At 44.9% G+C, this 26,892-nt stretch carries 28 protein-coding genes and 1 pseudogene; 20 read left to right on the forward strand and 9 right to left on the reverse strand.

Annotated features, from left to right (window positions below; translation table 11 throughout):
- Window positions 1-100 precede the first annotated feature (100 nt).
- Window positions 101-697, reverse strand: coding sequence for a tRNA-uridine aminocarboxypropyltransferase (locus tag R7E38_RS20190; RefSeq protein WP_025768162.1), 597 nt, complete (start codon window positions 695-697; stop codon window positions 101-103).
- Complete coding sequence (locus R7E38_RS20195; RefSeq protein WP_318082047.1) at window positions 697-2,247, reverse strand: hypothetical protein; 1,551 nt, start codon at window positions 2,245-2,247, stop codon at window positions 697-699. Before R7E38_RS20195 ends, R7E38_RS20190 begins: the two co-directional genes overlap by 1 nt.
- Before the next feature lie 47 nt (window positions 2,248-2,294).
- On the opposite strand from R7E38_RS20195, the gene R7E38_RS20200 reads away from it, so the two are divergent.
- Window positions 2,295-2,765 (forward strand): EVE domain-containing protein, encoded by a 471-nt coding sequence (locus R7E38_RS20200; protein ID WP_005378735.1) that lies wholly within the window; start codon window positions 2,295-2,297, stop codon window positions 2,763-2,765.
- A gap of 50 nt (window positions 2,766-2,815) precedes the next feature.
- Here the strand turns inward: R7E38_RS20200 and R7E38_RS20205 are convergent, their stop codons facing one another.
- Window positions 2,816-3,640 (reverse strand): Cof-type HAD-IIB family hydrolase, encoded by an 825-nt coding sequence (locus R7E38_RS20205; protein WP_017636084.1) that lies wholly within the window; start codon window positions 3,638-3,640, stop codon window positions 2,816-2,818.
- A 244-nt stretch (window positions 3,641-3,884) separates the two neighbouring features.
- On the reverse strand, window positions 3,885-4,895 hold the full coding sequence (locus R7E38_RS20210) for an alpha/beta fold hydrolase (protein ID WP_005378733.1): 1,011 nt from the start codon (window positions 4,893-4,895) through the stop codon (window positions 3,885-3,887).
- Between the two features lie 65 nt (window positions 4,896-4,960).
- On the opposite strand from R7E38_RS20210, the gene rhtB reads away from it, so the two are divergent.
- The 7 genes and pseudogenes from rhtB to R7E38_RS20245 all read left to right on the forward strand — a co-directional run bounded on the left by rhtB (window position 4,961) and on the right by R7E38_RS20245 (window position 11,636).
- A complete protein-coding gene (gene rhtB, locus R7E38_RS20215) occupies window positions 4,961-5,578 on the forward strand; it encodes a homoserine/homoserine lactone efflux protein (protein ID WP_005378732.1) in 618 nt (205 codons plus the stop codon).
- Between the two features lie 24 nt (window positions 5,579-5,602).
- Window positions 5,603-6,825: pseudogene (locus tag R7E38_RS20220) on the forward strand (EAL and HDOD domain-containing protein).
- Window positions 6,826-6,979: 154 nt separating this feature from the next.
- Window positions 6,980-7,315, forward strand: a complete 336-nt coding sequence (locus tag R7E38_RS20225; RefSeq protein ID WP_005378730.1) for a metalloregulator ArsR/SmtB family transcription factor — start codon at window positions 6,980-6,982, stop codon at window positions 7,313-7,315.
- 42 nt (window positions 7,316-7,357) lie between these two features.
- Window positions 7,358-8,359 (forward strand): ArsJ-associated glyceraldehyde-3-phosphate dehydrogenase, encoded by a 1,002-nt coding sequence (locus tag R7E38_RS20230; protein ID WP_005383630.1) that lies wholly within the window; start codon window positions 7,358-7,360, stop codon window positions 8,357-8,359.
- Between the two features lie 13 nt (window positions 8,360-8,372).
- Window positions 8,373-8,867 (forward strand): cyclin-dependent kinase inhibitor 3 family protein, encoded by a 495-nt coding sequence (locus R7E38_RS20235; protein ID WP_005383629.1) that lies wholly within the window; start codon window positions 8,373-8,375, stop codon window positions 8,865-8,867.
- A gap of 254 nt (window positions 8,868-9,121) precedes the next feature.
- Window positions 9,122-10,339 (forward strand): organoarsenical effux MFS transporter ArsJ, encoded by a 1,218-nt coding sequence (arsJ, locus tag R7E38_RS20240; protein ID WP_226084158.1) that lies wholly within the window; start codon window positions 9,122-9,124, stop codon window positions 10,337-10,339.
- Window positions 10,340-10,622: 283 nt separating this feature from the next.
- Window positions 10,623-11,636 (forward strand): acyltransferase, encoded by a 1,014-nt coding sequence (locus R7E38_RS20245; protein WP_054577272.1) that lies wholly within the window; start codon window positions 10,623-10,625, stop codon window positions 11,634-11,636.
- Here R7E38_RS20245 and R7E38_RS20250 read toward each other — a convergent pair.
- Window positions 11,633-11,962, reverse strand: a complete 330-nt coding sequence (locus R7E38_RS20250) for a DUF2500 domain-containing protein (protein ID WP_005389668.1) — start codon at window positions 11,960-11,962, stop codon at window positions 11,633-11,635. The genes R7E38_RS20245 and R7E38_RS20250 overlap by 4 nt on opposite strands.
- Before the next feature lie 327 nt (window positions 11,963-12,289).
- On the opposite strand from R7E38_RS20250, the gene R7E38_RS20255 reads away from it, so the two are divergent.
- The 4 genes from R7E38_RS20255 (at window position 12,290) to R7E38_RS20270 (ending at window position 15,342) form a co-directional block, all read left to right on the forward strand.
- Entirely contained in the window at window positions 12,290-12,658 is a 369-nt protein-coding gene (locus R7E38_RS20255) for a hypothetical protein (protein ID WP_005378717.1), read from the forward strand.
- Between the two features lie 1,081 nt (window positions 12,659-13,739).
- Window positions 13,740-14,360: a lysoplasmalogenase gene (locus R7E38_RS20260; RefSeq protein WP_005389670.1), complete on the forward strand. Its 621-nt coding sequence runs from the start codon at window positions 13,740-13,742 to the stop codon at window positions 14,358-14,360.
- Between the two features lie 69 nt (window positions 14,361-14,429).
- A complete protein-coding gene (locus R7E38_RS20265; RefSeq protein ID WP_005378711.1) occupies window positions 14,430-14,651 on the forward strand; it encodes a YecH family metal-binding protein in 222 nt (73 codons plus the stop codon).
- 106 nt (window positions 14,652-14,757) lie between these two features.
- A complete protein-coding gene (locus tag R7E38_RS20270; RefSeq protein ID WP_005389671.1) occupies window positions 14,758-15,342 on the forward strand; it encodes a YhgN family NAAT transporter in 585 nt (194 codons plus the stop codon).
- A 56-nt stretch (window positions 15,343-15,398) separates the two neighbouring features.
- On the opposite strand, the gene R7E38_RS20275 is transcribed toward R7E38_RS20270, so the two are convergent.
- Both R7E38_RS20275 and rsmD read right to left on the reverse strand, forming a co-directional pair.
- On the reverse strand, window positions 15,399-15,665 hold the full coding sequence (locus tag R7E38_RS20275; RefSeq protein WP_005378704.1) for a DUF1145 domain-containing protein: 267 nt from the start codon (window positions 15,663-15,665) through the stop codon (window positions 15,399-15,401).
- Window positions 15,666-15,690: 25 nt separating this feature from the next.
- Window positions 15,691-16,290 (reverse strand): 16S rRNA (guanine(966)-N(2))-methyltransferase RsmD, encoded by a 600-nt coding sequence (gene rsmD / locus R7E38_RS20280; RefSeq protein ID WP_005378702.1) that lies wholly within the window; start codon window positions 16,288-16,290, stop codon window positions 15,691-15,693.
- A gap of 230 nt (window positions 16,291-16,520) precedes the next feature.
- On the opposite strand from rsmD, the gene ftsY reads away from it, so the two are divergent.
- The 6 genes from ftsY to glpG all read left to right on the forward strand — a co-directional run bounded on the left by ftsY (window position 16,521) and on the right by glpG (window position 22,098).
- Window positions 16,521-17,753, forward strand: coding sequence for a signal recognition particle-docking protein FtsY (gene ftsY / locus R7E38_RS20285; RefSeq protein ID WP_318082049.1), 1,233 nt, complete (start codon window positions 16,521-16,523; stop codon window positions 17,751-17,753).
- 22 nt (window positions 17,754-17,775) lie between these two features.
- Entirely contained in the window at window positions 17,776-18,450 is a 675-nt protein-coding gene (gene ftsE, locus R7E38_RS20290) for a cell division ATP-binding protein FtsE (protein WP_005378697.1), read from the forward strand.
- Window positions 18,440-19,408: a permease-like cell division protein FtsX gene (gene ftsX / locus R7E38_RS20295; RefSeq protein ID WP_005378695.1), complete on the forward strand. Its 969-nt coding sequence runs from the start codon at window positions 18,440-18,442 to the stop codon at window positions 19,406-19,408. Before ftsE ends, ftsX begins: the two co-directional genes overlap by 11 nt.
- Before the next feature lie 176 nt (window positions 19,409-19,584).
- Window positions 19,585-20,442, forward strand: coding sequence for an RNA polymerase sigma factor RpoH (gene rpoH / locus R7E38_RS20300; protein ID WP_005378693.1), 858 nt, complete (start codon window positions 19,585-19,587; stop codon window positions 20,440-20,442).
- Between the two features lie 493 nt (window positions 20,443-20,935).
- Window positions 20,936-21,256 (forward strand): thiosulfate sulfurtransferase GlpE, encoded by a 321-nt coding sequence (gene glpE / locus R7E38_RS20305; RefSeq protein WP_005378691.1) that lies wholly within the window; start codon window positions 20,936-20,938, stop codon window positions 21,254-21,256.
- Window positions 21,256-22,098: a rhomboid family intramembrane serine protease GlpG gene (glpG, locus tag R7E38_RS20310; RefSeq protein WP_017636076.1), complete on the forward strand. Its 843-nt coding sequence runs from the start codon at window positions 21,256-21,258 to the stop codon at window positions 22,096-22,098. Before glpE ends, glpG begins: the two co-directional genes overlap by 1 nt.
- 63 nt (window positions 22,099-22,161) lie before the next feature.
- Here glpG and R7E38_RS20315 read toward each other — a convergent pair whose 3' ends face one another.
- Complete coding sequence (locus R7E38_RS20315; RefSeq protein WP_005378687.1) at window positions 22,162-22,572, reverse strand: flagellar basal body-associated protein FliL; 411 nt, start codon at window positions 22,570-22,572, stop codon at window positions 22,162-22,164.
- A gap of 161 nt (window positions 22,573-22,733) precedes the next feature.
- Here R7E38_RS20315 and R7E38_RS20320 point away from each other — a divergent pair, with 161 nt between their 5' ends.
- A complete protein-coding gene (locus tag R7E38_RS20320; RefSeq protein WP_017636075.1) occupies window positions 22,734-23,273 on the forward strand; it encodes a chorismate lyase in 540 nt (179 codons plus the stop codon).
- Window positions 23,274-24,128 (forward strand): 4-hydroxybenzoate octaprenyltransferase, encoded by an 855-nt coding sequence (gene ubiA / locus R7E38_RS20325; RefSeq protein ID WP_005378684.1) that lies wholly within the window; start codon window positions 23,274-23,276, stop codon window positions 24,126-24,128. It abuts the gene before it with no gap.
- A 64-nt stretch (window positions 24,129-24,192) separates the two neighbouring features.
- On the opposite strand, the gene plsB is transcribed toward ubiA, so the two are convergent.
- On the reverse strand, window positions 24,193-26,619 hold the full coding sequence (plsB, locus tag R7E38_RS20330) for a glycerol-3-phosphate 1-O-acyltransferase PlsB (protein WP_318082050.1): 2,427 nt from the start codon (window positions 26,617-26,619) through the stop codon (window positions 24,193-24,195).
- Between the last annotated feature and the right edge of the window lie 273 nt (window positions 26,620-26,892).

Here is a 26,892-nt window from a genome sequence, read left to right on the forward strand (position 1 = left end):
TGGCGCTGGACTAAACAAAGGCCCCCTTTTAGGGGGCTCACACAAAGCCACCTTCTTTAGAAGGTGGTAATTTACTTGGTTCTTCTACTGAGCTTAATGTTTAACGCTTAAGAGCGTGTCCACTCTTTTCAGCTTGGAACAGAGCGAGGTAATGGGCAAAAAAGCGCTGCATTTGTTGTTGGTTGTTTTGTTCTCCAAGTTGCCCGAGCAAATGTGCAGCGACTTCAAACGTGCACAAGTTACCTTGTTGTTGGTTGCGTCGCAGCTGATATTGTGAGTCCGCCGACGCAGACAATCCCATAGTAGGGATACCTTCTAACCAACGGCTCTTATTGATCATCTTGCGCGCCTCTTGCCAGGTGGCATCCAAAATAATAAACAGCGGAGTTTTGGTTTGTTGCTGGCTTTGGAGTACCACATCTTCGAGTGTGATACTTTCTTCACAGGGGAAGAGCAACACCGGATACCGCGACGGATCAGCTAATAGAGTGAGCAATTCTGCTGGTGGCTGTTTGCGATCCCAGATTACTCGCTCAATGTTGAGTTGGCACTGCTCTAGTAGCTGGCCGGTATTAGTATCACGCTTCAGTTCATTCGGATGCATTAACAGCAGGATGTTGTGCTCACTGGTAAGTTTCGGCATTAGCGAGCACATACAATTGAATTGAAAACCGCAGGTTGGACACGGTTGTGACATTACAGACGAACTCCTTCGCGCACCGGGCTTATCCCATCAGAGAACAGACGCACACCACTGACTTGGTTCGGCGTTGCCGTTGGCGCCATGCTTGGGTTGAGTGGGTAGCTAACCCCAGTGTATTGCATCACGTGTTGAGCCGCTTTAGCTCCGCCACCGCTGACATTAAAAATCAGATCTCGCCAACCATGAGAGGTTTGTTGGCCGAGCATAATCGGGCTTTGCACTAGTGTAATGCGGCTATTAAATCGCCATTCCTTTTCGTGATGTTCAAATATCAGCAATGTACAGCCTCCGGAACCACACCAATCCAACTGTACCAATAGCTCTTCGTTACCATCGCTGTTGAGGTCGTAAGTTAGCCAACGGTATTGGTTATTGTTGGGGGGGGGTTGATGGATAAAGAAGTAGTTGCGCACCGCGGCATCTACTTTTGAATCAAACTCTGCACTAGAAGGGACGTCAGCACTACCGATGGGGTTGTTGGTGCGTTTTTCGGCTGGTTGCATGATGCCTTCATCACGAACGGTGGCAGGATAAAGGACTAAACCACCATCGGCGATTGGGTATACCAAGTTACCGACTTTTTCTTTGGTCGCTTTGAGCTGATTGCCTTCTCGAGTAAACAGTCGCTCTGACACTAGCCTTTGCTGTTGATGATGCGTCATGACAACTTGAACCTGATACGGACTTAACTGTTGCCAGTAACCACGCTCGATTAATGGTGCTTGTCCATTGGCGTAACGGTATTTTGTTGTGGCGCTATGGTCTGGGTTTAAGGTCATTTGTACTTCAAAGCCTTGTGATTGGGTTGAGGTCGCGACATAGGTATTAGCCCAGCCAAGCGTTGCATCGACGTTTGCAGCCATACCACAACCTTGATACGTCTCGCCATCATGTTTTAGTGTTGCTTTCCAGCCATACAAAGAATCGCTCATTGTGTCTGAGCAGAGGTTTTCTGTTAAGCGAAGCTCACCATCTTGTAGTTGATAAGTGCGCTGGCGAGGTTGAAGCTGACTGCTTTTAATCGCTAATTTTGTGGTTTGTTTGCCGATTTGCTGGAATGTTAGTCCATTAGCCTCAAAGCTTGCCGACCAAGAAGGCTCATTACCAAACACGCGAGTTGGTTTGTTTGGTTGCTGACAACGGTTTGGATTTTCCGTTGTGAGGAAGTTCACTTGTTCCACGACAAAGTTAGCATCGAAATCAGCAGAAAACCCATCGATGCCCGGTGGGTTGAGGTGGCCGATAACCTCGCCATACATGGTCTGGTAAGGCTCGTTATTTAACTGAATTGCTCGTTGCATTTGCTGTGGTGACAGTTGCAACCAATATTGCTTGTCGCTGCCACAAGGCATGATGTATTGGCTCTCGTGACCGACGATCACTTTTCCGCGCAGCATAAAAGTTTGAGGTTGAATGGTTTCAGGCTTATCTAAGGTTGCTGGTGGAGAGGTTGGGTCAGCGGCACCAGATTGTGGCGACTGTGAACTACATGCTTGCAGAACCAGCAGGGTGGCAAGCGCCACTGGGTTTTTCAAAGCCTTCATGTTATATCTTCCTCATTATTGTTACTCAATCGGCATCGGATGGCATTATGGCATATTGGTTATTTAAAACTGAACCAGATACCTTTTCTATTGACACGCTTCGAACCCAAAAGGTTTCATGTTGGGAGGGAGTTCGTAATTATCAGGCGCGCAATATGATGCGTGACCAAGTGAAGGTGGGCGATTTAGTCCTGATTTACCACTCTTCTTGTAAACATGTTGGCGTGGCAGGTATTGCTAAAGTTGTGAGAGAAGCCTATCCCGATCATTTCCAATTCGATCCCGAAAGCGATTATTACGATCCAAAGTCAGACCCAGACAACCCGCGTTGGATTATGGTGGATGTCGAGTTTGTACGTAAAACGGCGCGAGTGATTCCGTTGTCGGTGATGAAAGCGATGCCAGAACTTGAGAACATGCCGTTGGTGAAACGTGGAAATCGCTTGTCGATTATGCCCGTGACAGAAGAAGAATGGGACGCGATTCTTGGCAAAGAGAAGCTGCCAAGTCAGCGATAAAAGAAAAGGGCTGCGAATGTGCAGCCCTTCATAATTTGGAGTATTGAAGCTTACAGCAAGTGTTCTTGTAGGTAGTGTGCAACCGCATCTTCCGCATTGCTGCCAATCACTTCATTATTTGGTAGAGCTTTCATCACTTTTTCGTGTGATGTACCCATAACTAGCCCTTTACCTGCCATCGACAGCATTTCTACGTCATTCATGCCATCACCAAATGCTACGCAGTTTTCTAACGTGAGGTCGAGTTTTTTCGCTACCGCTTCAAGAGCATGGCCTTTAGACACGCCAGCGCTCATTACTTCCAAACACCAAGGCGTTGAAAATGCGATGTTCAGCTTATCACCAAACTGCTCACGTAGTTTGTTTTCAAATACGACCAAACGTTCGTGGTCTTCTCCTGGATGCGTGAAGAAAACTTTCGCAATACCGTCAGTTGGGGCGTGGTCTTCATCAAATAAGACGTAAGTGAATTCATCGTGGAAGTCACGTAACGTTTCATCATCCTTGTTCATCAACCAGCTATCATTTTGATACATGTGAATAAGTATTTCTTGATCATGTTTGATCGTGTCGATCACGCCTTGTACCAGTTCCGCAGGGACATTCTCGCTGTACATTAGCTGATCTTCCTGGTCATGCACTCGGGCACCATTCGACGTGATCATATAAGCTGGAATGCCAACTTGGCGACGGATGCTCGCAACGTCTACGTGGTGACGGCCGGTTGCAAAGACAAAGGTATAACCCTTTTCATGCAGCGCTTTTAGCGTCTCTTTTGAGTAAGCACTGAGCTGATGGTTTGGTGCGAGTAACGTGCCATCCAGATCAGAGGCAACGATTTTGGTGATCTCTTTGCAAGGTAGCGATGTGCTCATGAAGTCCTCGTAAACGGTTTGGATAGTGTGGAACAGGTGAATTGCAAACGGAGTACAGCAGACTGACTAGATCGTACTGCTCCGAATGCGGGGGAACTTGGGCCCGTAGCACTATGCGGTTAAACACTGTGTCAAAGTAGCCAAGTTCAAGCAGTGTACGCCAAAATGAGGATGAAAAAGAGGGTAAATCGATGTGTAGACATTTCCTCTTTAATCTTAGTCGTGAAATGGTCGCCTAGAGTTCTTATTGTGCTTGTTCGTTTGATGGCGATTTAGGGTCATTCATAAAGCGGAAAATCGCATCGAGCGCTTGATTACGATACTTGTCGGTCTCGAATAAGATTTCATGCTGTGCGCCTTCGATGGAAAGCAGCTCCGCGTGCGGGTTGGTTTTCCGCAATTTATCAATAAAACGCTTTTGCGCGAGGTTGCTAACAATCCGATCGTTTCCGGCTTGGATTAGGATTACTGGTATTTTGACTTGGCGAGTTAATAAAAAGCACTGCTTAGCGGCCATGAGCCCTTGCCAAACCCAGCGAGTGCTTGGCCCACCGACTTGCAGTTCCGGTTTTTCCGTATATAGGTTTCGGAACCATTGGTAGCGGCCGTAACTTTGGCTAAGTGGGTTATCTTCAAAGGGCTTAGGGAAGTAGGCCTGATGTCCTGGTGCATAGCGTGGCAAAGTCGATACCGCTGACATAATTTGTGTGACCGGAATCGCTATTGGTGATAGGTACCATGGCAGGTTAATGCCAAACATGGGCGCACTTAGAATCAAACCAGTAAAAGGGTGTTCTGGGTGAGTTTGCAGGTAACGTGTGGCGATCGCGCCGCCCATAGAGTGCGCGATGATGAAGCATTGTTGATATTCGCTAAGGTCGTGTTTTTTTACGACGATGTCCATATCATCAATATAATCAGTAAAGTCATAGACGTGACCCATATCTGAGTCAGATAATAAACGATCTGATAAACCTTGTCCGCGGTGGTCAAAGGAATAGACATCGAAACCTTGGCGGTAGAGATCGTAAAACAGCTCTTGGTATTTCCAGGAAGACTCAATGCGTCCATTTACGATGAGCACGGCTTTTTTATGCTCTGGGTTGGTTAGCTTGCACCAGTAAATGTTCTTTTTCTCAGTCCCTTTAACAAAGCCCTCTTGGCGAGTTTGCCAAAGTGCTGCGATCGGACCACCAATTGCTTGCTCAAATAATGTCTCTTGAGTATAAGTCAAAGGTGAATGGTTAGTCGCCATTAGTTGATTACCTGAAGATACGTTGTTTACGCGATGTATCATCGAAGAATTAGTGAGGAAATGCAATGGATACCCATGTCTGGTTAGCTTATGTAGTAACAGCAATCGTTTTTAGTTTGGCTCCGGGCTCTGGCACGGTGAACTCAATCAGTAATGGTTTGAGTTACGGTACCCGTAAATCACTGGGTGCCATTATTGGCTTACAAATTGGTTTAGTTATCCACATCGCGCTGGTGGGGGCGGGTATTGGTGCGCTTGTCGCGCAGTCAGCAACCGCATTTTCTGTCATTAAATGGGTTGGTGCCGCTTATCTGGTTTGGTTGGGGATTCAGAAATGGCGCGATACATCAAGCTTAGTCGCAGCTGAAAACCACAACGAGATGTCAGGCACGGCGCTGTTGTACAAGGCAGTGTTGATTAACCTCACCAACCCTAAATCGATTGTTTTTCTGGTGGCGTTGTTCCCGCAGTTTATTGACCCGGCAAAAGACCAAATCACGCAACTGTTGGTGCTTGGCGTCACTACAGTCGTGATTGATGCGTGTGTAATGTTGGGTTACACGAGCTTGGCAGCACAAATGGGACGCTTTATTCGCTCCGATAAAATCATGGGAAAAATAAACAAAGTATTCGGTTCAATGTTCATGGGTTGTGGTGCATTATTAGCAGCTGCAAAGTCATAAGCCATTTATAGGTCCTTCTTTAGCATGAATACAACGTATGTCGCTCGCCAGCCGATCTTTAACCGAAAAAGACAGACGCTGGGTTATGAATTGTTGTTTCGAGACGGGGAGAGTAACGCATACCCTTCACATATTGATTCAAATCGAGCGACATACCGACTGATCGTCGAAAACTTCCTATCACTGGGTACTAACCCAGTGATTGCCTCTTCAAGATGCTTTATTAACTTTCCTCATCAAAGCTTGGTGCGACGTTTGCCGCGCAGTTTGCCGAAAAACAAAATTGTCATCGAAGTGTTGGAAACGTGCCAACCTACGGATGAGCTTCTTGATGCGATTCGTGAGTTTTATCGAGAAGGTTACTTGATCGCTTTGGATGACTTCACCCTAACACCAGAATGGCGTCGTTTTTTGCCATATGTGCATATTGTGAAGCTCGACATTATGGCGATGGGGCTCGAAAAGGCCTGTGAACTGGTCAAAACACACCTGGCCAAACGCGTCAAATACCACTTTTTAGCAGAACGTGTTGAAACCGCAGAAGAGTTTGAGCAAGCGAAAGCGGCTGGCTTTAAATTTTTCCAAGGTTATTTTTTAGCAAGCCACTCGTCTCGCAGACTAAATACGTCAGTCCTGAGCAAGTGTTGGCATTGCAACTGTTTCGTGAAGTTTGTGCTCCTGAGCCTGACTTTACTCGTATCGAGTCCATCATTACGCAAGATGTCGCGTTGTCATATAAATTATTGCGTTTTGTAAATACGCAAGCGCCGAATTTGGCTGTCGAAATCAGCTCTTTTCGTCAGGCATTGATTTATCTTGGCCAGGATAACCTTAAGCAGTTTGTCTCTTTGGTTGTGGCATCGTATATCTCCAGTAACAAGCCTCGAGAGCTGTATCACCTTTCATTGCAACGAGCTCAATTTTGCCAATTGATGTCGCGCTATCAGCCATTCTCTCACCTCAACGAGCAAGGTTTCATGGTTGGTTTGCTGTCGATTCTAGATGCGCTGCTGGATCTTTCGGTGGAATCTTTAGTTAGGCAGTTACCGCTTAGTCATTCAGTACAACAAGCGCTATTACATCGCAAAGGGGTTTATGGTGCACTTATTTCCCTCGAAGAGTGCTACGAGCGTGCCGATTGGTCAGGGGTTGAAAAAATCACGATGCAATTGGGGTTGCCTTTAGAGGAAGTGAAGCTCTCCTTAGGTGAAGCGGCTCGCTGGAGTCAAAGCATCGCGACTGCATAATTTCTTGTCTTATCTTTTATCTCTTTGAATCTCTCTCTTTACAATCAAGCTGTTCGTTAGATGTGAAACTTTTATGACGATGGACGGTTTCCTCTTGACGATATATCTTAATTAAATAAACATATACGCATATCCATATATAGGTATGTTCATTATGCTTCCACATCAGTTTTTTAAGCTGTTATCCGATGAAACACGCGTACGTTGTTTAATGCTCGTGGCCCGTGAAGGTGAAACTTGCGTTGGTGATTTGGCGTTTGCTCTACAAGAGAGCCAGCCGAAAGTTTCTCGTCATCTTGCTCAGTTACGATCCAGTGGCATCTTGGTGGATAAACGCCAAGGACAATGGGTGTATTACGAGTTATCACAGCAATTACCAGGTTGGATGCGAAAGTTAATTGAAGACTTAGTGGCATCAAACTGTTTGAAGCAGGAATACCAAGACGACATCACACGCTTACACGATAAAAGTCGTGAGGCTTGCTGTTAACAGCGAATAGAGATTCAAGGTAGAAGATTAGAGGGTAAAACTATGACAATTAAAGTAGGAATTAATGGCTTTGGCCGAATTGGTCGCTTAGCGCTGCGAGCGGCATTTGATTGGCCAGAATTGGAGTTTGTGTTAATCAACGATGTCGCAGGTGACGCCGCTACGCTTGGTCACTTATTAGAATTCGATTCAGTGCAAGGTCGTTGGCATCATGGAGTTCAGGTCGAAGGCAGTGAGCTCGTCATCAACGGCAAGCGTGTCGCCACGACTCAACAACGCGATATCGATGCGGTGAACTGGTCTGATTGTGATGTTGTGATTGAAGCGACAGGCGTACATCGCAAAACATCATTCCTAAACAAATACCTAGAGCAAGGCGTGAAACGTGTCGTGGTAAGCGCACCTGTGAAAGAAGAAGGTATTGCGAACATTGTGGTGGGCGTGAACGACCATATTTTCGACCCTGAAAAACATCGTATCGTGACAGCAGCTTCGTGTACGACTAACTGTATCGCACCTGTGGTTAAAGTCATTCATGAGAAATTGGGTATCGAACAATCTTCTTTTACGACCATTCACGACCTGACGAATACGCAAACTATTTTGGATGCGCCACACAAAGATCTACGCCGTGCAAGAGCATGCGGCATGAGCCTTATCCCGACCACGACGGGTAGCGCGAAGGCGATTGTCGAAATTTTCCCAGAATTAAAAGACAAAATTAATGGTCATGCGGTTCGCGTACCTCTAGCAAACGCATCGTTAACAGACATCATTTTTGATGTGAAGCGTGATACCACAGCAGAAGAAGTGAATGCACTGTTAAAAGAAGCATCTGAAGGTGATTTGAAAGGCATCCTTGGCTTCGAAGAGCGTCCTTTAGTTTCTATCGATTATAAAGGCGACCAACGTTCAACCATCGTTGATGCGCAATCAACCATGGTTGTGGGTTCTCGTATGGTTAAGATTTACGCTTGGTACGATAACGAAATGGGTTATGCAACGCGCACAGCAGAGCTGGTTCGTAACGTTGGTTTGGCTTAAAAAGGGGGTCACAATGTCTCATCCTACATGGCAATTAGATTTGGACTCCGGTGCTTTAATCTTAACACCGTGCCCAGGAACGAAAGGTGTCGATTTGCATGCGTCGTTAGAACAGTTGAAAGAGCAGGGTGTTCAAGCGGTCGTTACTGCATTAGATGATAGTGAATTAGCTGCGAAGAATGTCTCTGCATTGGGTGAAGCCACTCAGCAACTGGGTATGAAATGGTTCCAGATCGAGATTGAAGACGACTGCGCACCAAATGAAGAATTTGCGACGAAGTGGCAACAAGCCAGTCCGGAACTGCACGCGATTCTTGCTCAAGGTGGCAAAGTTGCGATGCATTGTATGGGTGGTTCGGGGCGCACAGGTTTGTTCGCTGCTCACCTACTCCTAGAAAAGGAATGGCAGTTAGAAGATATCGTGCGAGAAGTGCAGGCATTGCGCCCTGGTGCATTTACAAAACCTGTGCAAGTTGAGTACATCGAACGCGTGGCTCAAGACGCTTGATCAGCTTAAATAGCTTTTGGTTCATCATGATCCAAAAGCTAAATTCGAGCTTCTTCAGGATACGACTGTTTACAAAAAATGCCACTAACATTGACTAATGTATTGTTTTTAAAGTGCATTTTTCTTTTTATTGATGTTGGGGAATTTTTTGAAAATCACAGCAACATTGTATTGGTCAATGTTGCTGTACAGGTTAGGAAGTATTTAGAACATGATGATCTAAATACTTCTATCGCTGTACATATGAGGTCAATATGATTTCTCAATTAAGCAAAAGTATTCGTCAGTACATGTTAGTGACGTTTAACTATTGGAACTTTACGGTGACCGATGGCGCACTGCGTATGCTGGTGGTGCTCTATTTTCATGACTTAGGTTATTCCACGTTAGCTATTGCCTCACTGTTCCTTTTTTATGAATTTTTTGGTGTGGTGACAAACCTAGTTGGTGGTTGGCTGGGCGCAAGGTTAGGCCTAAATAAAACCATGAACATTGGTTTAGCGATGCAAGTGTTTGCGTTGCTGATGCTCGCAGTACCAAATGCATGGCTGACCATTCCTTGGGTGATGGCAGCGCAAGCTCTGTCGGGGATTGCCAAAGACCTGAACAAAATGAGTGCTAAGAGCGCGATAAAAACGCTAGTACCAGACGAGCAGCAAGGTGCGCTCTACAAATGGGTAGCGATTTTAACTGGCTCGAAGAATGCACTCAAAGGAGCGGGCTTTTTTGTTGGCGGCTTGCTGCTGTCTTGGGTGGGTTTTCAAAACTCGATGTTTATTATGGCGGGTGTACTTACATTAGTGTTTGTTTTCAGCATGATCTGGCTAGAAGCGGACATGGGTAAAGCAAAGCGTAAACCTAAGTTTCGCCAAATATTCTCCAAGTCTGAATCGATAAACATTTTATCCGCAGCTCGCATGTTCTTGTTTGGTGCTCGTGATGTGTGGTTTGTCGTTGCTCTGCCTATTTATCTTGGTAGCGTGTTTGGCTGGGATCACTTGTGGGTTGGTAGCTTTCTCGCTACGTGGGTCATTGCTTATGGGTTTGTGCAAGGCTTTGCGCCGCGTATTACTGGCAAAGCGCAAGGTCGTGTGCCTGATGGTAGTGCAGCATTGGTGTGGGCAGGAGTCCTAGCGTTAATTACGGCTGGTATTGCTTATGGTGTGCAAATCGGTTGGCAGCCTGAATTGGTGATTGTGGTAGGTTTGATGATTTTTGGCGCTGTGTTTGCCATTAACTCTTCGCTGCACTCGTACTTGATAGTGAGCTACGCTAAAGGCGATGGCGTCTCGTTGGATGTCGGTTTTTATTACATGGCCAATGCGATGGGACGTTTGATTGGCACGGTATTATCGGGTTGGATCTACCAAGAGGCAGGCCTCGCAGCGTGCTTATGGGTTTCTTTTGCTTTCTTGGCACTGACGACGCTGATTTCAATTAAGTTGCCAAAAGCTGATGTTGCTACTGCGTAACTATCCCCAGTATCGCTATCTGTAGATGGTATAAATGGCTCCAAATCGGAGCCATTTTTGTTTCTTATGCGCCGTTTGCTGTAATCAGATTGTGTCGGTTTGGCATCGAGAGTGAATACTGATGCTTGGTTTTTGGTTCTCGTTAAGTGATTAGAGTGGTGATGAAATCCCCGTTGTAGGTCATTGTTGAGTTAAAAATAAGCAAAAACAGATTGTTAACCATTTCACTGCTTGAGATTTACCCTATGCTATAAACGATAAGCGACTCAAAGTAGGGAAAGGTATGAGAGAAAGGGTTCTGTTTTTTGATTTATTGCGCTGCTTCGCAGCGGTAGCAGTGATCGCCATTCACGTCTTGGCACCGTATCGAAATGAGTTAGGAGTGATTCCATTTGACCAATGGCTGACAGCGGTAGGCGTGAATAGCGTAACCCGTTGGGCAGTGCCAGTTTTTATTTTGATCACCGGAGCGCTAATGCTCAGTGACACTCGACCATTTGACGGTAAGTATTATATCAAAAGGCGTTTGGGCAAAGTTTTAGTTCCATTTCTTATTTGGTCGATGTTTTATGCATACCTTTCAGGTTGGACTTCTCAAGGCTTTGATTTTGAAACCGTAAAAGAGGTATTAAGCAATAGCCCATTCCACGCAACGTATTACCATCTCGGCTTTTTCTATTACTTTATACCACTGTATTTTGTGATTCCGCTGTTTCAATGGATGGTACGCAACGTGGATAACAACGTCTTGTATACCTATCTCGCATTTTGGCTTTTCACCAGCACTCTGTTCTTGTTCAAGATTGATGGCCCTTGGAGTAATCAGATGTGGCTTTATATGGGTTACCTTCCACTGGGGTATGTTTTATTTCAAAAGGTACCTTCGAATCGCTCTATGGTGACCTTATTTGTTGGGCTAGGACTCGTGGCGTTGGCAGTGACCTTTACGATGGTTGTGACAAATAGCTTAGAGGCGGAGAAGTATACGGTTGGGCGCTGGCTCTCTTATAAAACACTGAATGTGATTCTAGCGGCTTCGATGATTTTTATGATCGGGCGTTACTTTGGTGAAGGCTTATCACCAAAAGTACAAAAAGTGGTTAGTGTGATCAGTCAGCACAGCTTAGGGATTTACTTACTTCACCCTATTTTCTTATGGCCGATGAAAGAGTTCGGTTGGTACACAGGACATCCTGCGTGGGTGATTCCAGTCTGGATCGTTCTAAGTGGAGCTGGAGCCTTGGCGATGAGCTATCTCTTTTCTCGTTCTGCCAAGACTCGTTGGTTACTGCCTTAACGTTTGATAGCGAAGTGAAGGAACTTGTTGCCGCGATAGGTCAGTGTTCCCTTATCTCCAGGGTTGAGTGCATGGTAGTAATGCACTCCAATTTGGAATTCACGCTTTGGACCGATAGAACCACGTTGAACGTAAATCCAATACTCTTGATCGTCTTGACCTGGTGGTGCGTTTGGTATGTCTATCGCTTGTTTATCTAAAACCGTTACCTGCGCGCTTTGCTCTGGAGCGTCTTCGCCCACATAGTGCTTACTATAAAAACGGAAAAACACCCACGCGCCCAAGGCAATAAGGGCGAATAGGGCGACAATAAGTGAGATTGGCATATTAACCTCCAATGTTTTATCGGGTCCCATTCTACAGTACTCGCTGACGAAACGATGAGTTGAGGTAACTTATTCATAATCTAATGAAAGGGATATGGAGATTATTCGGCGCACTTCACGATTTATCTTAATGATGCACGATGAAATCGTCGCTTCATCTGCAAGCGAAGTCACTAAAGCTGAACGAAGCGGCTTTCACTTGTTAGGCTATATGCGCTCAAGGGCACAAATTGAAAGTAAAATTGCACTTAACGGCTCGAAAAAGCTCTAAATTTATAGAAGAATAAAAATAATGAACATAGGAAGGGTCTGGTAAGGAGGGTTACGATGTCAGATATTGAAAAAGTAGTCATGCGTACCCGAACGATCGAAAAACTTTTGCGTACTCAGTACCATGCAGAAGGGAAAGGGTTGCACCAACTTATTAATAGTTGTGAAGAACGTTTACCGCATGACGTGATAGCAAAGCTTCGATTCATCGCAACCGTGCGTAACAAAGTGGTGCACGAAGACGATTACAAGCTGGATGATCGTAAAGGCTTTATGGCGGCATGTGATGCTTGTGAAAAAGAGCTGACACCAAGAAGCTCTCGCTTTATTTGGCGTACAGCAATTTTGCTAATGACGTTGATTACGCTGGCCGCTCTTGGTTTCTACTATATGCACTGGGATATTTTGTCTAAGCACATTCAGTAGAGCTATACAGATAAATAAAAAAGGACGCATTTGCGTCCTTTTTTATTTTAAATCATTGGGTTAGTACATCATTGGCAGTGTCATTAAACCCACAACCACTGCAATCATAACCAGCCCTTGTTTTTGAGAAGATGAAATCATAACACTACCCCTTAATCTTTGATGAACTCGATGAATTTAATATAGCACTGTTTTTGGGGTTTGATCAACATATGCTCGTTAATCTTTTCAAAAACCACACTTAACTTGTCTGGTTTTACATGATTCTGACTAATGAAACTATGTTTTTTGTGCTGTGTTTAAAGTGTTCACATTGTTTTATTTCTATCCTTTTTTGTTTTAAGTGTATGATTTCATAATGTTAAATGGTTTGTGATGTTGGCTTTGTAATTGTTTTTTGTTTCGAATGGTATGTTGGGTGTTTATTTTGTCTGTATTTCTCAAAAATTGAGAAAATTAAAAAATGTGCTATGAGGTTGCATCGTCAAATCGAAAGCATGGAGTGAGATTTTCTTACCTTATGAGAAAATATGGGCTTCAAAAGTGTTTAGTGATTTTATGGTTTATGAAGTCCGCACTTTTATCTGTTATTGAAATTATGGTTTTATTTATCATTGACTTACTTTTCTTGTCTGATGTTTTTTTTACTGAATTAAGGTCGGTTTTCTTAGTTTTTACCCCTAGTCATCAGTGGTTTCTCCTCTCTTAGAGCGCTACTAAGACTATTTTCTATTTTGTGTCTGTTATTTATTCTTGTTGCCTGCATTACATACATCCTGGTGGTTTAATCGTCAGTTTGTGAAATGGCGGCTTACCTGGAGCACTTATCTGTTTTTCAGTTAAATAGTTTTAGAAAGCGTTGGTTATTGTGTCGTGTGATTTGATGGGTTCGGCTGATGAGCAAAGCTTGGCCCCAATGTTTAGTGGCATCATTCAGGCTCATCGGCTTTATTATTACGTAGGCTGAGGGTTACAAAATGTTTCGAATCGCTAGCGAGATCCAACTTTCGTAGATTGTGTCTTTACATCAAAACTGGTCTACCTAGACTAGCGGCGAGTTTAAGTAAAAGGTGTATACTGCATGTGGAGTTGGCTGGCGATAGGGCTATCAGGTGTGTATTCCGTGTTGGGAGCAAAGCAAGCTAACCCGACACAATCCCTCGTGTTTAAAATCTTTACTCTGCTACTTCTTCTTGTGTTGGTGTTAACTCAAGGTGCATCCGCAACATATACCTACTGGATTGCGGGTGGGCTTATTGTATCTATGGTGGCAGATACGCTGCACTCGTTTAAAACTCGTAAGCTAATCTATTTTACGGCTTATCTGGTTGCCCAGGTATGCTACAGCAAGTCATTTTGGGTGCAGCTTAATGGTGAGATTGTCTGGTGGCTGTTGGCCCTGCTGCTTGCAGCGAGTATCGTGGCGTTCTTTTTGTTGCTACCTCAACTCGACTCTCTGGTATTCCCCGTTGTGATCATGGGGATGATGCTGGTTCAACTTGCTTGGGCAGCCGGTGAAGTTTGGTTACAAGTGCCGAGTTACGCCAATGCTATCGGTTTTAGCGGAACCTTAGTTCTGATCTATTCGGCGCTGGCATACGCGATACACGGTTATCGAAAACCGATGAAACACGCCTATTTGTGGGTGAGTGGCAGTTACTTTTTTGCTCATGCCCTCATTGTTGCCTCAATCATTTACTAATTTAAGTCAAAGCAGCTCTTGAGGATTTCAGTAAACTGAACGCATTGTTCTTAATAACTGGAGTCAATAATGAGTGAAATCCATGCTCACGAGCTGCTAAACCTACTTAGAGAAACACCAATGGATCGCGAAGCCCTCACACAGCACTTTGGTGCTAGCGTTCGCTTTCACACCTGTAAACTGAATGATCTAGACTTAGATGCATTACTAGCATTTTTGCTCAAGCGCGACAAAATTCGTGAGCTTGAAGGTAAGTTTGTGGTCAATATGGCGCGAGTTTGCAATCACTAAACGGCGGCTAAGATCGAGGGTGACTATGGTGTTTTCGCCCTCAGTCATATACTCATGTTGTCAGTTTGCTATACACTGGCCGCCATTTTTTAGGTGAGGCCAGAATATGGACATTCTTTCTGCAGCGACCATGCTGTTTCTAATCATGGACCCCCTCGGTAACTTGCCGATTGTGTTGTCTATTCTCAAACATATCGATCCCAAGCGTCGTCGTAAGGTATTGATTCGTGAACTACTGTTTGCCTTACTGATCTTGATGCTGTTTCTGTTTGCAGGACAAAGCATCTTAAGTTTTTTGCATGTCCAGCCAGAAACGCTCAGCATTTCAGGTGGCATTATTCTCTTCATTATTGCGATTAAGATGATTTTCCCGAGTGCTGGCAGCATCACTGGACTGGCAGCAGGCGAGGAGCCCTTTATTGTTCCGATGGCCATTCCTATGATCGCGGGCCCTTCAGTGATTGCAGCCTTGCTTTTACTGTCTTCGCAACATCCAGAGAAAATGTTGGAAATGTCAGCATCAGTCGTAATTGCGTGGGGCGCAACATTTTTTATACTGATGTTTTATGGCTTCTTTAATCGCTTGTTGGGTGAACGTGGCTTGAAGGCGGTAGAACGCTTAATGGGCTTGTTACTGGTGATGATCTCCACTCAAATGTTCTTAGATGGTGTAAAAAGTTACATTGGGTGACGAACGAAACGCAGAAAAAAGCCGCTCACAAGAGCGGCTTTTTCGTATCTGAGCGATTACATCATGTGTTTACGACGAATATCGAGTAGGGCAAAAATACCAAAAATCAGGATTGAATATTTTTCCCAACTGCTCATTTTTATTTTGTCGCCAAATGCACCAATGAAGATGGCCATTTGTAAACCGTGCATGATGAACAAAAAAGCGGTCATGATGTAAAGCGCAATCGCGGCATTGCCGGGGAAGGGCATAAAAATATTTAGGATTAATACTAACCAAACAAAGGCGATAGCCGCTTTGGCCAGCATAATTAGTGCTTTCATTTAAGTATCCTTTTAAATCGAGGCGTTATGCGGAGGTACGTTCGTACAGACGATAGCTCACTTGGCCTGCTGTTTTTTCTCGATGTAATTGCCAGTTTTCTGGTAAGTCGGCAATATTGAGTTCTTTTTCTGTTTCAATATAAATCATCGCATCTTCCGCGAGCCAGCCATTTTGTTCTAGCAGAGCCACGGTCTCATCCAATAGACCTTTGCGAAACGGTGGGTCAATAAACACCACATGGTGAGCAGAACCCGGTTGCTTCAAAAAACTCAGTGCGTCGGTATTTACCACTTGGATGTTGTTCGCGTTAAGAGAGGCAACATTCTTTTGTAACTGTTGGAAAGCTTGTGGGTTTAGCTCAACCATGGTCACTTGCTCTGCTTGGCGCGAAGCTGACTCAAATCCCAAGCCGCCAGAGCCAGCAAACAAGTCGAGACATTTTGCCTGTGGTACATCTTGAGCTAACCAGTTAAACAGCGTTTCTTTGACGCGATCGGTCGTGGGGCGTAAGCCTTCAGCATCGTGTACAGGAAGTTTTCTGCCTCTCCATAAGCCACTAATAATGCGAACAAAGCCCGTTGTTGGCTTTTTTTGTGATGAGTTTTGCTGGCGACGTCTTACCATAGATTTTTTGACCGCTAATAAAGTGATACTATATCTAATCGCCCAAGCAATGAGCTTGGAGCTTGGATACAGCCCAGAATATTCAAGATGACAGAGTGTAACACTAATAAGATTAGAATTACCTAATCGGAAAGTTTTCAGAACTTTGTCATTAGCCTTTTTTAGACAGATAATAATCTTGTCAAAAAAGAGTCATTAATAGATAAAAGAACAATCTAGGATAGCCCCAGATGACGGAAAAAAAGAAGCGCGGATTACTTTCGTGGCTAGGTTTTGGTGACGAAGAACAAAGCCCAAAACCAAAAACTGAAGAAACAGTAAAAGAAGAAGCAGTGGAAGCGCCTTCTGAAGAGCAGCAAACCGAAGCGGTTGCTGAGCAAGCGGAAGCAACGCCAGAACTTGAAGAAGAAGCGAAACAATCAGAGGCTGCCCCAGCAGAAGCAGAAGCAGAAGCAGAAGCAGAAGCAGAAGCAGAAGCAGAAGCAGAGGAGCCAGAAGTCGTATCGGCCGCGCCTCGTGTTCAAGAACAAGAAAAGCCAACAGAAAGCTTTTTTGCTCGTCTTAAACGCAGCCTAAGCCGAACAAAAGCAAATATTGGTGCTGGCTTCTTCGGTCTATTCAGTGGTAAGAAAATCGATGAGGACTTATTTGAAGAGCTAGAAGAGCAACTGCTTATTGCTGATGTGGGCATGAATAGCACAACAAAAATCATCAACAACCTGACAGAAAAAGCCACACGTGGCGATCTGAAAGACGGCGAAGCCCTTTATGGTTTGTTGAAAGAAGAAATGGCTGAGATTCTTTCTAAAGTCGAACAGCCACTAGAAATCGATAGCAACAAAACGCCTTACGTCATCTTGATGGTAGGTGTAAATGGCGTGGGTAAAACCACGACCATCGGTAAGCTAGCGAAGCAGTTCCAAACTCAAGGCAAAAAAGTGATGCTTGCAGCGGGCGATACTTTCCGTGCCGCAGCGGTTGAGCAGCTACAAGTGTGGGGGGAACGTAATAATGTTCCTGTGATTGCTCAACATACTGGCGCAGACAGTGCCTCTGTTATCTATGATGCGATTGAAGCGGCAAAAGCACGTGGTGTGGATGTGGTGATTGCTGATACAGCAGGTCGTCTACAGAACAAAGCGAACCTAATGGAAGAGCTGCGTAAGATTGTACGTGTGATGAAGAAAATTGATGAATCTGCACCACATGAGATCATGCTAACGCTTGACGCAGGTACAGGACAAAATGCCATTAGCCAAGCGAAACTTTTCAGTGATGTTGCCCCTCTAACCGGGATTACTTTGACTAAGCTGGATGGTACAGCCAAGGGCGGCGTAATTTTCGCTATTGCTGATCAGTTCGGTATTCCAATTCGTTACATTGGTGTGGGTGAAGGTATCGAAGACTTGCGTCCATTTGAAACTCAAGAGTTTATTGACGCACTGTTTAGTCGTGAAGAATAAAAAGAGTTAGAGGAAATCAACGGTGATCAAATTTCAGCAAGTAAGCAAAGCTTACCGAGGTGGTCGACAAGCACTGCAAAAAGTCGATTTTCACCTGAGGCGCGGTGAAATGGCGTTTTTAGGCGGACATTCCGGGGCTGGTAAAAGTACCTTGCTGAAATTGATCTGCGCGATAGAGCGACCAACCGATGGCAAAATCCATTTTAATGGCCACGACATCACGCGTATTCCAGGCAAAGACATCCCTTTTTTGCGCCGCAATATTGGGATTGTTTTTCAAGATCATCGCCTATTGATGGATCGCAGTGTGTACGACAATGTCGCTCTGCCAATGCGTATCGAATCGATTTCTGAAAACGAAATCAAACGCCGTGTTTCTGCGGCGTTAGATAAAACGGGCTTACTCGATAAAGCTCGTTGTCTACCTAGTCAACTTTCTGGTGGTGAGCAACAGCGCGTCGGTATTGCCCGTGCTGTGGTTAATCGACCAACGTTGCTGGTGGCTGATGAGCCTACGGGTAACCTTGACCCAGAATTATCCAACCGTGTGTTGCGTCTATTCGAAGAATTTAACCGTGCGGGCGTGACTATCCTACTTGCCACGCACGATGTGGGGTTAGTAAACACTCGCCCACAGTATCGTCATTTTGAATTGAACCAAGGCTTCCTAAGTGAGGTAGAAGACTATGGCAGGTAACAAGCACTCCCAAAAGAAGGGGAAAGGCCGCAGTGCCAAGCGTGCGAATACCGATGGTTTTTTCTCTGTCCACGCAAAACAAGCTAAATCCTCTTTTAGCGCCTTATGGCAACGACCACTAGGCAACATTCTGACCCTAGCGGTCATCTCCATGGCACTTGCCATGCCAGCTTGTTTGTATCTATTGGGGAAAAACGTTGCGGGGGCAGCGGAAGATGTCGCTTCTCCTTCACAAGTTAGTGCTTACTTAGTTGAAGGCATGCCGGATGCGCGAGTGATGGTTCTCAAAGATCAAATTGAAACTTGGCCTTTGGTAAAAGAGGTAGAGTATATTTCACCGCAACAAGGTCTATCTGATTTAAGCCAATATGCAGGGTTCGACCAAGCTATCAGCCTCTTAAGTGGCTATGCGCTACCTGGTGTGTTGGTGATTACGCCAGATTCGGAGCTAAAAAGTGATATTCAGTCATTAGCCAAAGACGTTCGAGAGCAACAAGATGTGACCGACGTGAGACTTGACGAAGACTGGCTGGCGCGTCTTGATGCCATCAAAACTCTCGCGAGTATTATTGTCATTACCCTGACAGTGCTGATGCTCGGTGCGGTATTTTTAATCGTTGGCAATACATTGCGATTTAATGTGCTGGCGAATAAAGAAGAGATTCAAACCATGAAACTGATCGGTGCGACGGACAGTTTCATTCTGCGCCCTTACTTGTACACAGGTATGTGGTTTGGCGTGTTAGGTGCCACTATTGCGTGGTTGGTAACGGCTTTAGTGACCATTGTCATGAATAGTGCGGTGGAAGACCTTGCTGCGTTGTACGATAGCCAGTTCCGCCTGATTGGTCTAAGTTGGGATGAATCTTTGTTACTAATCATCATTGGGAGTCTTTTGGGATGTATTGCGGCGCGCTTTTCTGCGCAACGACATTTAAAAGAAATTGAACCAGTTTAAGTGATGGCGGTCTTATTACTTGGATTTCATTAGCACTAGCTAATTTTGAACCCTTGCTTAGACCAAATGTTTATGGATAATTGCTTCCCCTTCTTGAAACTTGTTCATTTTGAGTTCAAGATATCGAAGCTAAATTGCAATGTAATGCTCCAGATCAGAGATTGATGAGGAATTGAATGACAAAAGAAGCGTATCCGATGGCTCTAGTCACGCAAGATAGCCTTGATAGCTATATTCGCTCAGTAAACAGCTACCCAATGCTGACTGCAGACGAAGAGCGTGAGCTGGCAGAACGATTACACTATAAAGGTGAGATTGAGGCTGCAAAAGGTCTAATTCTTTCGCACCTACGATTCGTTGTTCACGTTGCTCGTGGTTACTCTGGCTACGGTTTGCCAATGGCGGATCTTGTGCAAGAGGGTAACATCGGTCTAATGAAAGCCGTTAAGCGTTTTAACCCAGAAGTAGGGGTTCGCTTGGTTTCTTTTGCTGTCCACTGGATCAAAGCAGAGATCCACGAATACGTGCTACGTAACTGGCGTATCGTGAAAATTGCGACCACTAAAGCGCAACGTAAATTGTTCTTCAACCTGCGTAAGTCGAAAAAGCGCTTGGGTTGGTTTAACAACGGTGAAGTGGAAACCGTTGCGCGCGAGTTAGGTGTTGAGCCTTCTGAAGTTCGCGAGATGGAATCACGCTTAGCGGCGGTGGATTCAACCTTTGATATGCCAACTGATGAAGACGACAGTTCAAACGCTTACACAGCGCCGATGCTATACCTAGAAGACAAATCGTCTGATGTGGCCGACAACATTGAAGCCGCCAACTGGGAAATGCACACCAACAATCGCTTGGGTCATGCATTAGCGAGTTTGGATGAGCGTAGTCAGCGCATCGTGCGTTCTCGTTGGTTAGATGATGAGAAAGCAACATTGCAAGACTTAGCTGATGAGTTCGGTGTTTCTGCCGAGCGTATTCGCCAGCTAGAAAAAAATGCAATGAAGAAACTAAAATTGGCCGTGGGTGAATTTTAATTTCCACTGCTAATTGAAAGTAAGATTTTCATAGAAAGCCGAGATCATGTGATCTCGGCTTTTTTATTGTCGATCGAAAATCGATAGCGTTTGCGATCCGGATTTTATGTGCTACCTGTGTATAACTCTGTGAAGTAATTATTTATCAACTGTTCGAAACCCGGACAAAACAAGGGATTCAAGCACTTTTCCATCTGGGGATAGTTATAGATATACACACAGTTAGATCAGGATCATCACTACATATTGTGGATCAAAAGATCCAAATACACTTTATCAACGCAATTCACAGCTTTATCCACAAATGGTTGGAATGTGTACACTTTTGAAAACCCTGATTATCCATGTGTCTAAGTTTGCCGTTGGATAGGTTACAATAGCGGCAGTATACCCAAGCAGCTTCAAATATGGATTTTATGCTGTACCACGGGTGCTGATTAGTACGTTAGGTTCGAGGTTGCTTGGGTATATTAATAAGACAATGAGAAAGTAAATGGATCAGTTTAAGCATATCGATGTACAAGGTGCGCAAGCGCTGCTCGAGCAGGGTGATGCGAAGCTTGTAGATATCCGTGACCCTCAATCGTTTGCCGTTGCGCATGCGGAGTCCGCGTATCACTTAACTAACGATACGATCGTTGCGTTTATGGATGAAGTGGAGTTCGAACAACCTATTCTAGTGATGTGTTACCACGGCATTAGTAGCCAAGGTGCGGCGCAATATTTGGTTAACCAAGGCTTTGAACAGGTGTACAGTGTAGATGGTGGCTTTGAAGCCTGGCATCGAGCAGAACTACCGATAGTGAGAAGTTAATGAAGAGATTGGTAACGTTAAATAATCCACGTATGGCGCAAGCCTTTATTGATTATATGGCCTCTCGCCAAATTGACATCGAAATGATGCCTGAAGGGGATGGGCAATTTGCGCTGTGGCTGACTGATAGCCAGCATGAAATAGAAGCGGAAGCCGAACTTAAGCTGTTCCTTGCTAACCCGTCTGATTCAAAATACAGCGCCGCCTCGTGGGACGTTGCCGATACTCGTAAGAGCACATTTCATTATTCCAGCCCGAGTATCATGAGCATGGTCAAAGCGAAAGCTGGCCCCATGACTTTGCTGATCATGACAGTCTGTATCATCATCTACTTGTTACAAATGTTTGGCTTTGGCAATGGCGTGTTTAAGTTGTTGCACTTCCCGGCTTTTGAGGGGCAACAATGGCAAGTGTGGCGATGGCTAAGTCATGCGTTACTGCACTTTTCAGTAACTCACATCGTGTTTAACTTACTATGGTGGTGGCAGTTGGGGGGCGACATCGAACGTCGTCTCGGTTCCGGTAAGCTATTGCAACTCTTTGTGGTGTCGGCAGCGCTTTCAGGGGCAGGCCAGTTCTATGTTGAAGGGGCTAACTTCGGCGGCTTGTCTGGTGTGGTCTATGCACTGCTTGGTTATTTGTGGATATTGGGTTACCGCTTGCCACATTTAGGCCTTACGCTACCCAAGCCAATTATCGTCTTTATGTTGGTATGGTTAGTTCTTGGTTTTGTGCAGCCATTTATGGCGATTGCAAACACCGCTCACTTAGTTGGGCTACTGTCGGGGATGGCGATTGCGCTGTTTGATTCAGGCAAGATGAAATACCAACAGCAAGCCTAAAGCAGATGAAATGAAAAGACCGCTCAAGGGCGGTCTTTTTTTATGTTCAAAACGGATTTGGGTTTATTGATAAAGGTATTTTGTAAACAACAAATCGGCAATGATGGTTTTACCTGTTTCAGGCAAAAGTGTTTCGTTGAGGGTCGTCACTAAGGTTTTGCGCAGATCTTCTCGGCCAGACAGGGACTTAATCGTATCTTCTGTTTGCTTACCCAGTAATTCAATCACTGCATCGCGAATCAAAGGTTGGTGATGCTCAACAACTGATAAATCTTGTTGACTCATTACCATGATGTCGATGCGCACTTGCACATAACCTAACTTTTTGCCTTTGGTGTAAAAGTTAGTAGTGAGATCAGGCTCTAGGGTAAAGTATGCCAACTTAGGTCCAGCTTCTTCCGTTTCAGCCCAACTTGGTGCGGCGAATAGTATGGTTAACGCAAAAATAATTTGGGCTATATAACGTTTGTACATATTTCTAACTTTTCTTTCTCTGGATCGCGATATTCGAATCGCTTCAGTCTTGATACAATGGGCCGTCTATAACAAATAACGGAACTTACGGTTACATACATTACTATGGACGGTAAGTTGTTGCTTTATTGTACGCATAAAGCCTCCAATTGAATACTAGTATGAATCAGCCAACATCACTCTATCTTGCTTCTTTATTGGAAGTAGAGTGGCAAAACCCCGAAGAATTCGAATTTCCAAATGAATTTGCCAAGCATTGGCTTGAAGAGCAAGGGTCTTTGTCACGTCGTTTAAAACAGCACTGCCAAGCGTTAACGGTAGAATTACTACAAAATCAGATCGTCACTGCAGCGACATTAAAACAGGACGAAAGCCAGTTATTGTCCGAACAAAATTGCTTACTGAGAGAGGTAATTTTGTGCGGTGACAATAACAACTGGGTTATTGGGCGGACATTGATTCCTCGTTCAACCTTAGTTGATCAGCAGTATGATTTGGCTCAACAAGGGGATATCCCATTAGGACTAACTGTGTTCAGCGCAGATAACGTTGAGCGGGACTCTTTGCAAATGGGATGGGTAGCCGTACCAGAAGGACGTTTGTTAGCGCGACGCTCAAGGTTGTGGATGAATCACAAACCGATGCTAGTCGCCGAGTTATTCTTATCTAATTCACCAGTTTACGCTAAGGAGACAGTGTAAATGTCCGCAGAAAAAGCCAAAGCATATTGGCAACTGATGCGCATGGATCGCCCGATTGGTTCACTGTTACTGATGTGGCCAACGATTTGGGCGCTAATTATCTCAGCCCAAGGGATGCCAAGTTGGGATGTATTCATCGTGTTTGTATTGGGGGTATTCCTAATGCGTAGTGCGGGGTGCGTGATTAATGATTTTGCAGATCGCAAAGTCGACGGCCATGTAAAGCGTACTAAGCAACGTCCACTGCCATCAGGGAAAGTGACAGCAAAAGAAGCGATTGGATTATTTTTGGTTTTGGGTATCAGCTCGTTTTTGTTAGTGCTGACCATGAACCCGCTGACGATTCAGCTATCCTTCGCTGGCATTGTGTTGGCGTTCATCTATCCATTTATGAAGCGTTACACTCATATTCCACAGCTATTTTTAGGCTTGGCTTTTAGCTGGGCGATTCCAATGGCGTGGGCTGCACAAACTGGGGAATTACCATTGATTGTTTGGTTTTTGTTCCTCATTAACGCTTTGTGGACCATTGCGTACGACACTCAATATGCGATGGTAGACCGAGATGATGATCTAAAGATTGGCATTAAATCGACGGCAATTCTGTTTGGTCGTCATGACAAGCTTATTATTGGTGTGTTGCAACTTATTACACTCGCGATGTTGGTTTGGTTAGGGCAGTTCTACCAATTGGGACAAAGTTACTACTGGACCCTTTTGATTGCAGCGTCGTTGTTTGTTTATCAGCAGCACTTAATTCGTCACCGTGAGCGTGAGTTGTGCTTTAAGGCTTTCCTTAACAACAATTATGTTGGCATGGTGATAGCGATAGGGTTACTGGTCGCATTTTGGTAAGCGAAGAAATAGAAAAAGGCATCCGATTGGATGCCTTTTTTCTTATTGGACGAAGGTAAAACGGTTACGACCGAAGTTGGTGAATACTCTCTTCGATCGTCAGTTTCACTTCTGGATAAAGCAGAGTGAACAGTAGCCGTGCAAATTGCTGCGTTTTCTTCGTATCACAGTTACCATCGTTATCGAGGTATTTTTGCTGTTTGAGCGTATTGAACATCGCGGTAAACACACCTTTATCGAAGAATTCTGGCGCATTAATACCGTGCAAACGCCCTAGGCGCTGAGCAATATCTTGGCTCTTCTGCTCTAGGTCCGATTTACCCAGCTCAGGGTAAGCAACAAGCAAGTTCATCGCGATAGAGTAGCGTTGCAGCGTTTCAGTTATCGTTCGACCTAACAGAACCAAAGGCTGGTTGTTCGATTGATTGATCTCTAGCTTATCACCATCAAGACTAATCATTTTCTGATCGGCAAATTCATGCAGTGTTTTAACGACCAATTTATCTAACTCGTCTTCTTGGTAACTTAAGAACAGCTCTTTCTTCAAGAATGGGTAGATTTGCGCGACATTCGCTTGAATCTTGGCTACCGAAAGGTTGCGCTGACGAATGAGCATTTGGGCAATTAATGACGGCAGAGCGAACAAGTGGATGATGTTGTTGCGATAGTAGGTCATCAGGATCGATTGGCTACGGTCCAGCGAAATGATGTCACCCATGCTATCGGTTTCAATCACGAACTTATCAAGCGAAATTGCATGATCGACCAACTCCTCAGCACTTTCGGTAGGGATAGTGGAGGTGCTTGAGTACGGGTTATTTTTGAGTAGCTTTAAGTAACACTCAATCTGATTGATCAGCGAGTCACGAGAAAGTGCACGTTGACGAGAAGCAAGCAGTGCGGTTGCACACAAGGTCAACGCGTTTGCCGCCGCCGCATCGTTGATGTGCGTCATCATCTTATTAGCAAGGTCGTTCACAACAGGATTCATCCATTGTGGTTTGTTACCACCCATGCTGTCGATGTCTTTCGTCCACTCAGGAGCATGCTCGTTCAAGTATTGGTTGAGCTGAATTGGCTCACCGAAGTTCACATAGCCCAAACCAAAGTTACGCAGTTTACGCAGAGTACGCAGTACAAGCCCTGCGTTTTCTTTCTCTTTGCGTTTGCCACGCAGCTCTTTCGCGTAAGTGCCTACTTCCATTACGTGCTCGTAACCGATGTAGACCGGCACTAGTGTTACTGGGCGGTTTAGACCACGTAGCATTGCTTGGATGGTCATAGCCAGCATACCCGTTTTCGCTTGCAGTAAGCGACCTGTACGTGAACGACCACCCTCACTGAAGTACTCGACTGAATAGCCTTTGGCAAACAGCTCAGCTAGATACTCACGGAAAATGGTTGAGTACAGTTTGTTGCCTTTAAAACTACGACGAATAAAGAACGCCCCACCACGACGGAAAAGAGGACCGGCCGGGAAGAAGTTCAAGTTAATGCCTGCCGCAATGTGCGGAGGCACCATGCCTTCATGGTATAAAACATAAGACAAAAGCAGGTAGTCCATGTGACTACGGTGACAAGGAACGTACACAATTTCGTGGCCGTCTTGCGCTAAACGACGCACAGTCGAGGCGTTATTGATGTGCAAACCTTGGTATAGTTTTGTCCATAACCAACTCAGGATGCGGTCGCCGTTTTTCACCAGACTATAGGAGAAGTCGGCAGCGATTTCATCCATGATGTCGTGGGCTTCTTTACGTGCCTTATCAATCGAGATGTTTTTGCTCTTGGCTTCGTCAGCAATCGCCAGTTCAATAGCTGGAGACTTTAGTAAACGAGCAAACAACACTTGGCGTTGTGGCAGGTTTGGGCCTGAAGCAGCCAGTTTCTGGCGTGAGAAGTGGATACGCGCCACGCGAGCCAGTTTGTGCGCAATTGCGCTGTCGGTACCGTGGGAGTCTGCCATATAACGCAGAGATACCACGGGACTAAAGCGAACTAAGCAGTCGCGTCCCGCCGCCATTACCGCTTTGGCTTTTTGCGGACCATTCATCGGTTGAAGGTAAGGCTTTTGGTTCTCTTCTTTACCTGGCTTACGACCCCAAAGCACGGTTGCAGGGATCATTTGAACATCCAACTCACTATCCAGCTTGTGCAGTTCCAGTAAGTCAGTGAACAGAGAAACAGAATCGGTTGGGACATCATTATCGTTGTTCATCACAGTTGGACGCGCAGCGATAAAGACGAAACGGTTCAGCGTTTTGCCATTGATTTCCAGCGGGCTGAGCGGGTCGGGTAGACCAAGGCTCATGGCTTGTTTTTGCAGTGTCAGCAAATCCACGTTCGAGCGGAACGGCAGGGCATATACAATCGGTTTAGTTAGGTCGATGTTCAGATCTTCAATCGGGTTCGACGGGATTGCGGTGCCCTTTACCAGTACCGATAAAGGTAGTTTTAGTAATGAACGTGAAAATGATTGTCCAGAAGACATAAAGTTCACAGCCTCAATAGGTATTCAAACAGGCCTAACCTTATTTCAGTTTCCGCTTTGCATGTCTTCTCTATAAAAAGAGATGAGTACGGCAATAGAAATAAGCCTAGGCGATAAAATTTAAGCGCTGCAAGGATACCAGAAACTGGTCAAACCTTTTAATTTTATTGGCTGTAAATTAGTCGAACCCCTAAGTTATTGCTTTGACTTGATTAACTGAAAAGTCGGTGTTTTAAACGAATAAAGAATGAACTTAATTGGTAAGCTGAAAGC

It is taken from the genome of Vibrio sp. Vb2131, from assembly GCF_033338535.1.
Lineage (GTDB): Bacteria > Pseudomonadota > Gammaproteobacteria > Enterobacterales > Vibrionaceae > Vibrio > Vibrio alginolyticus.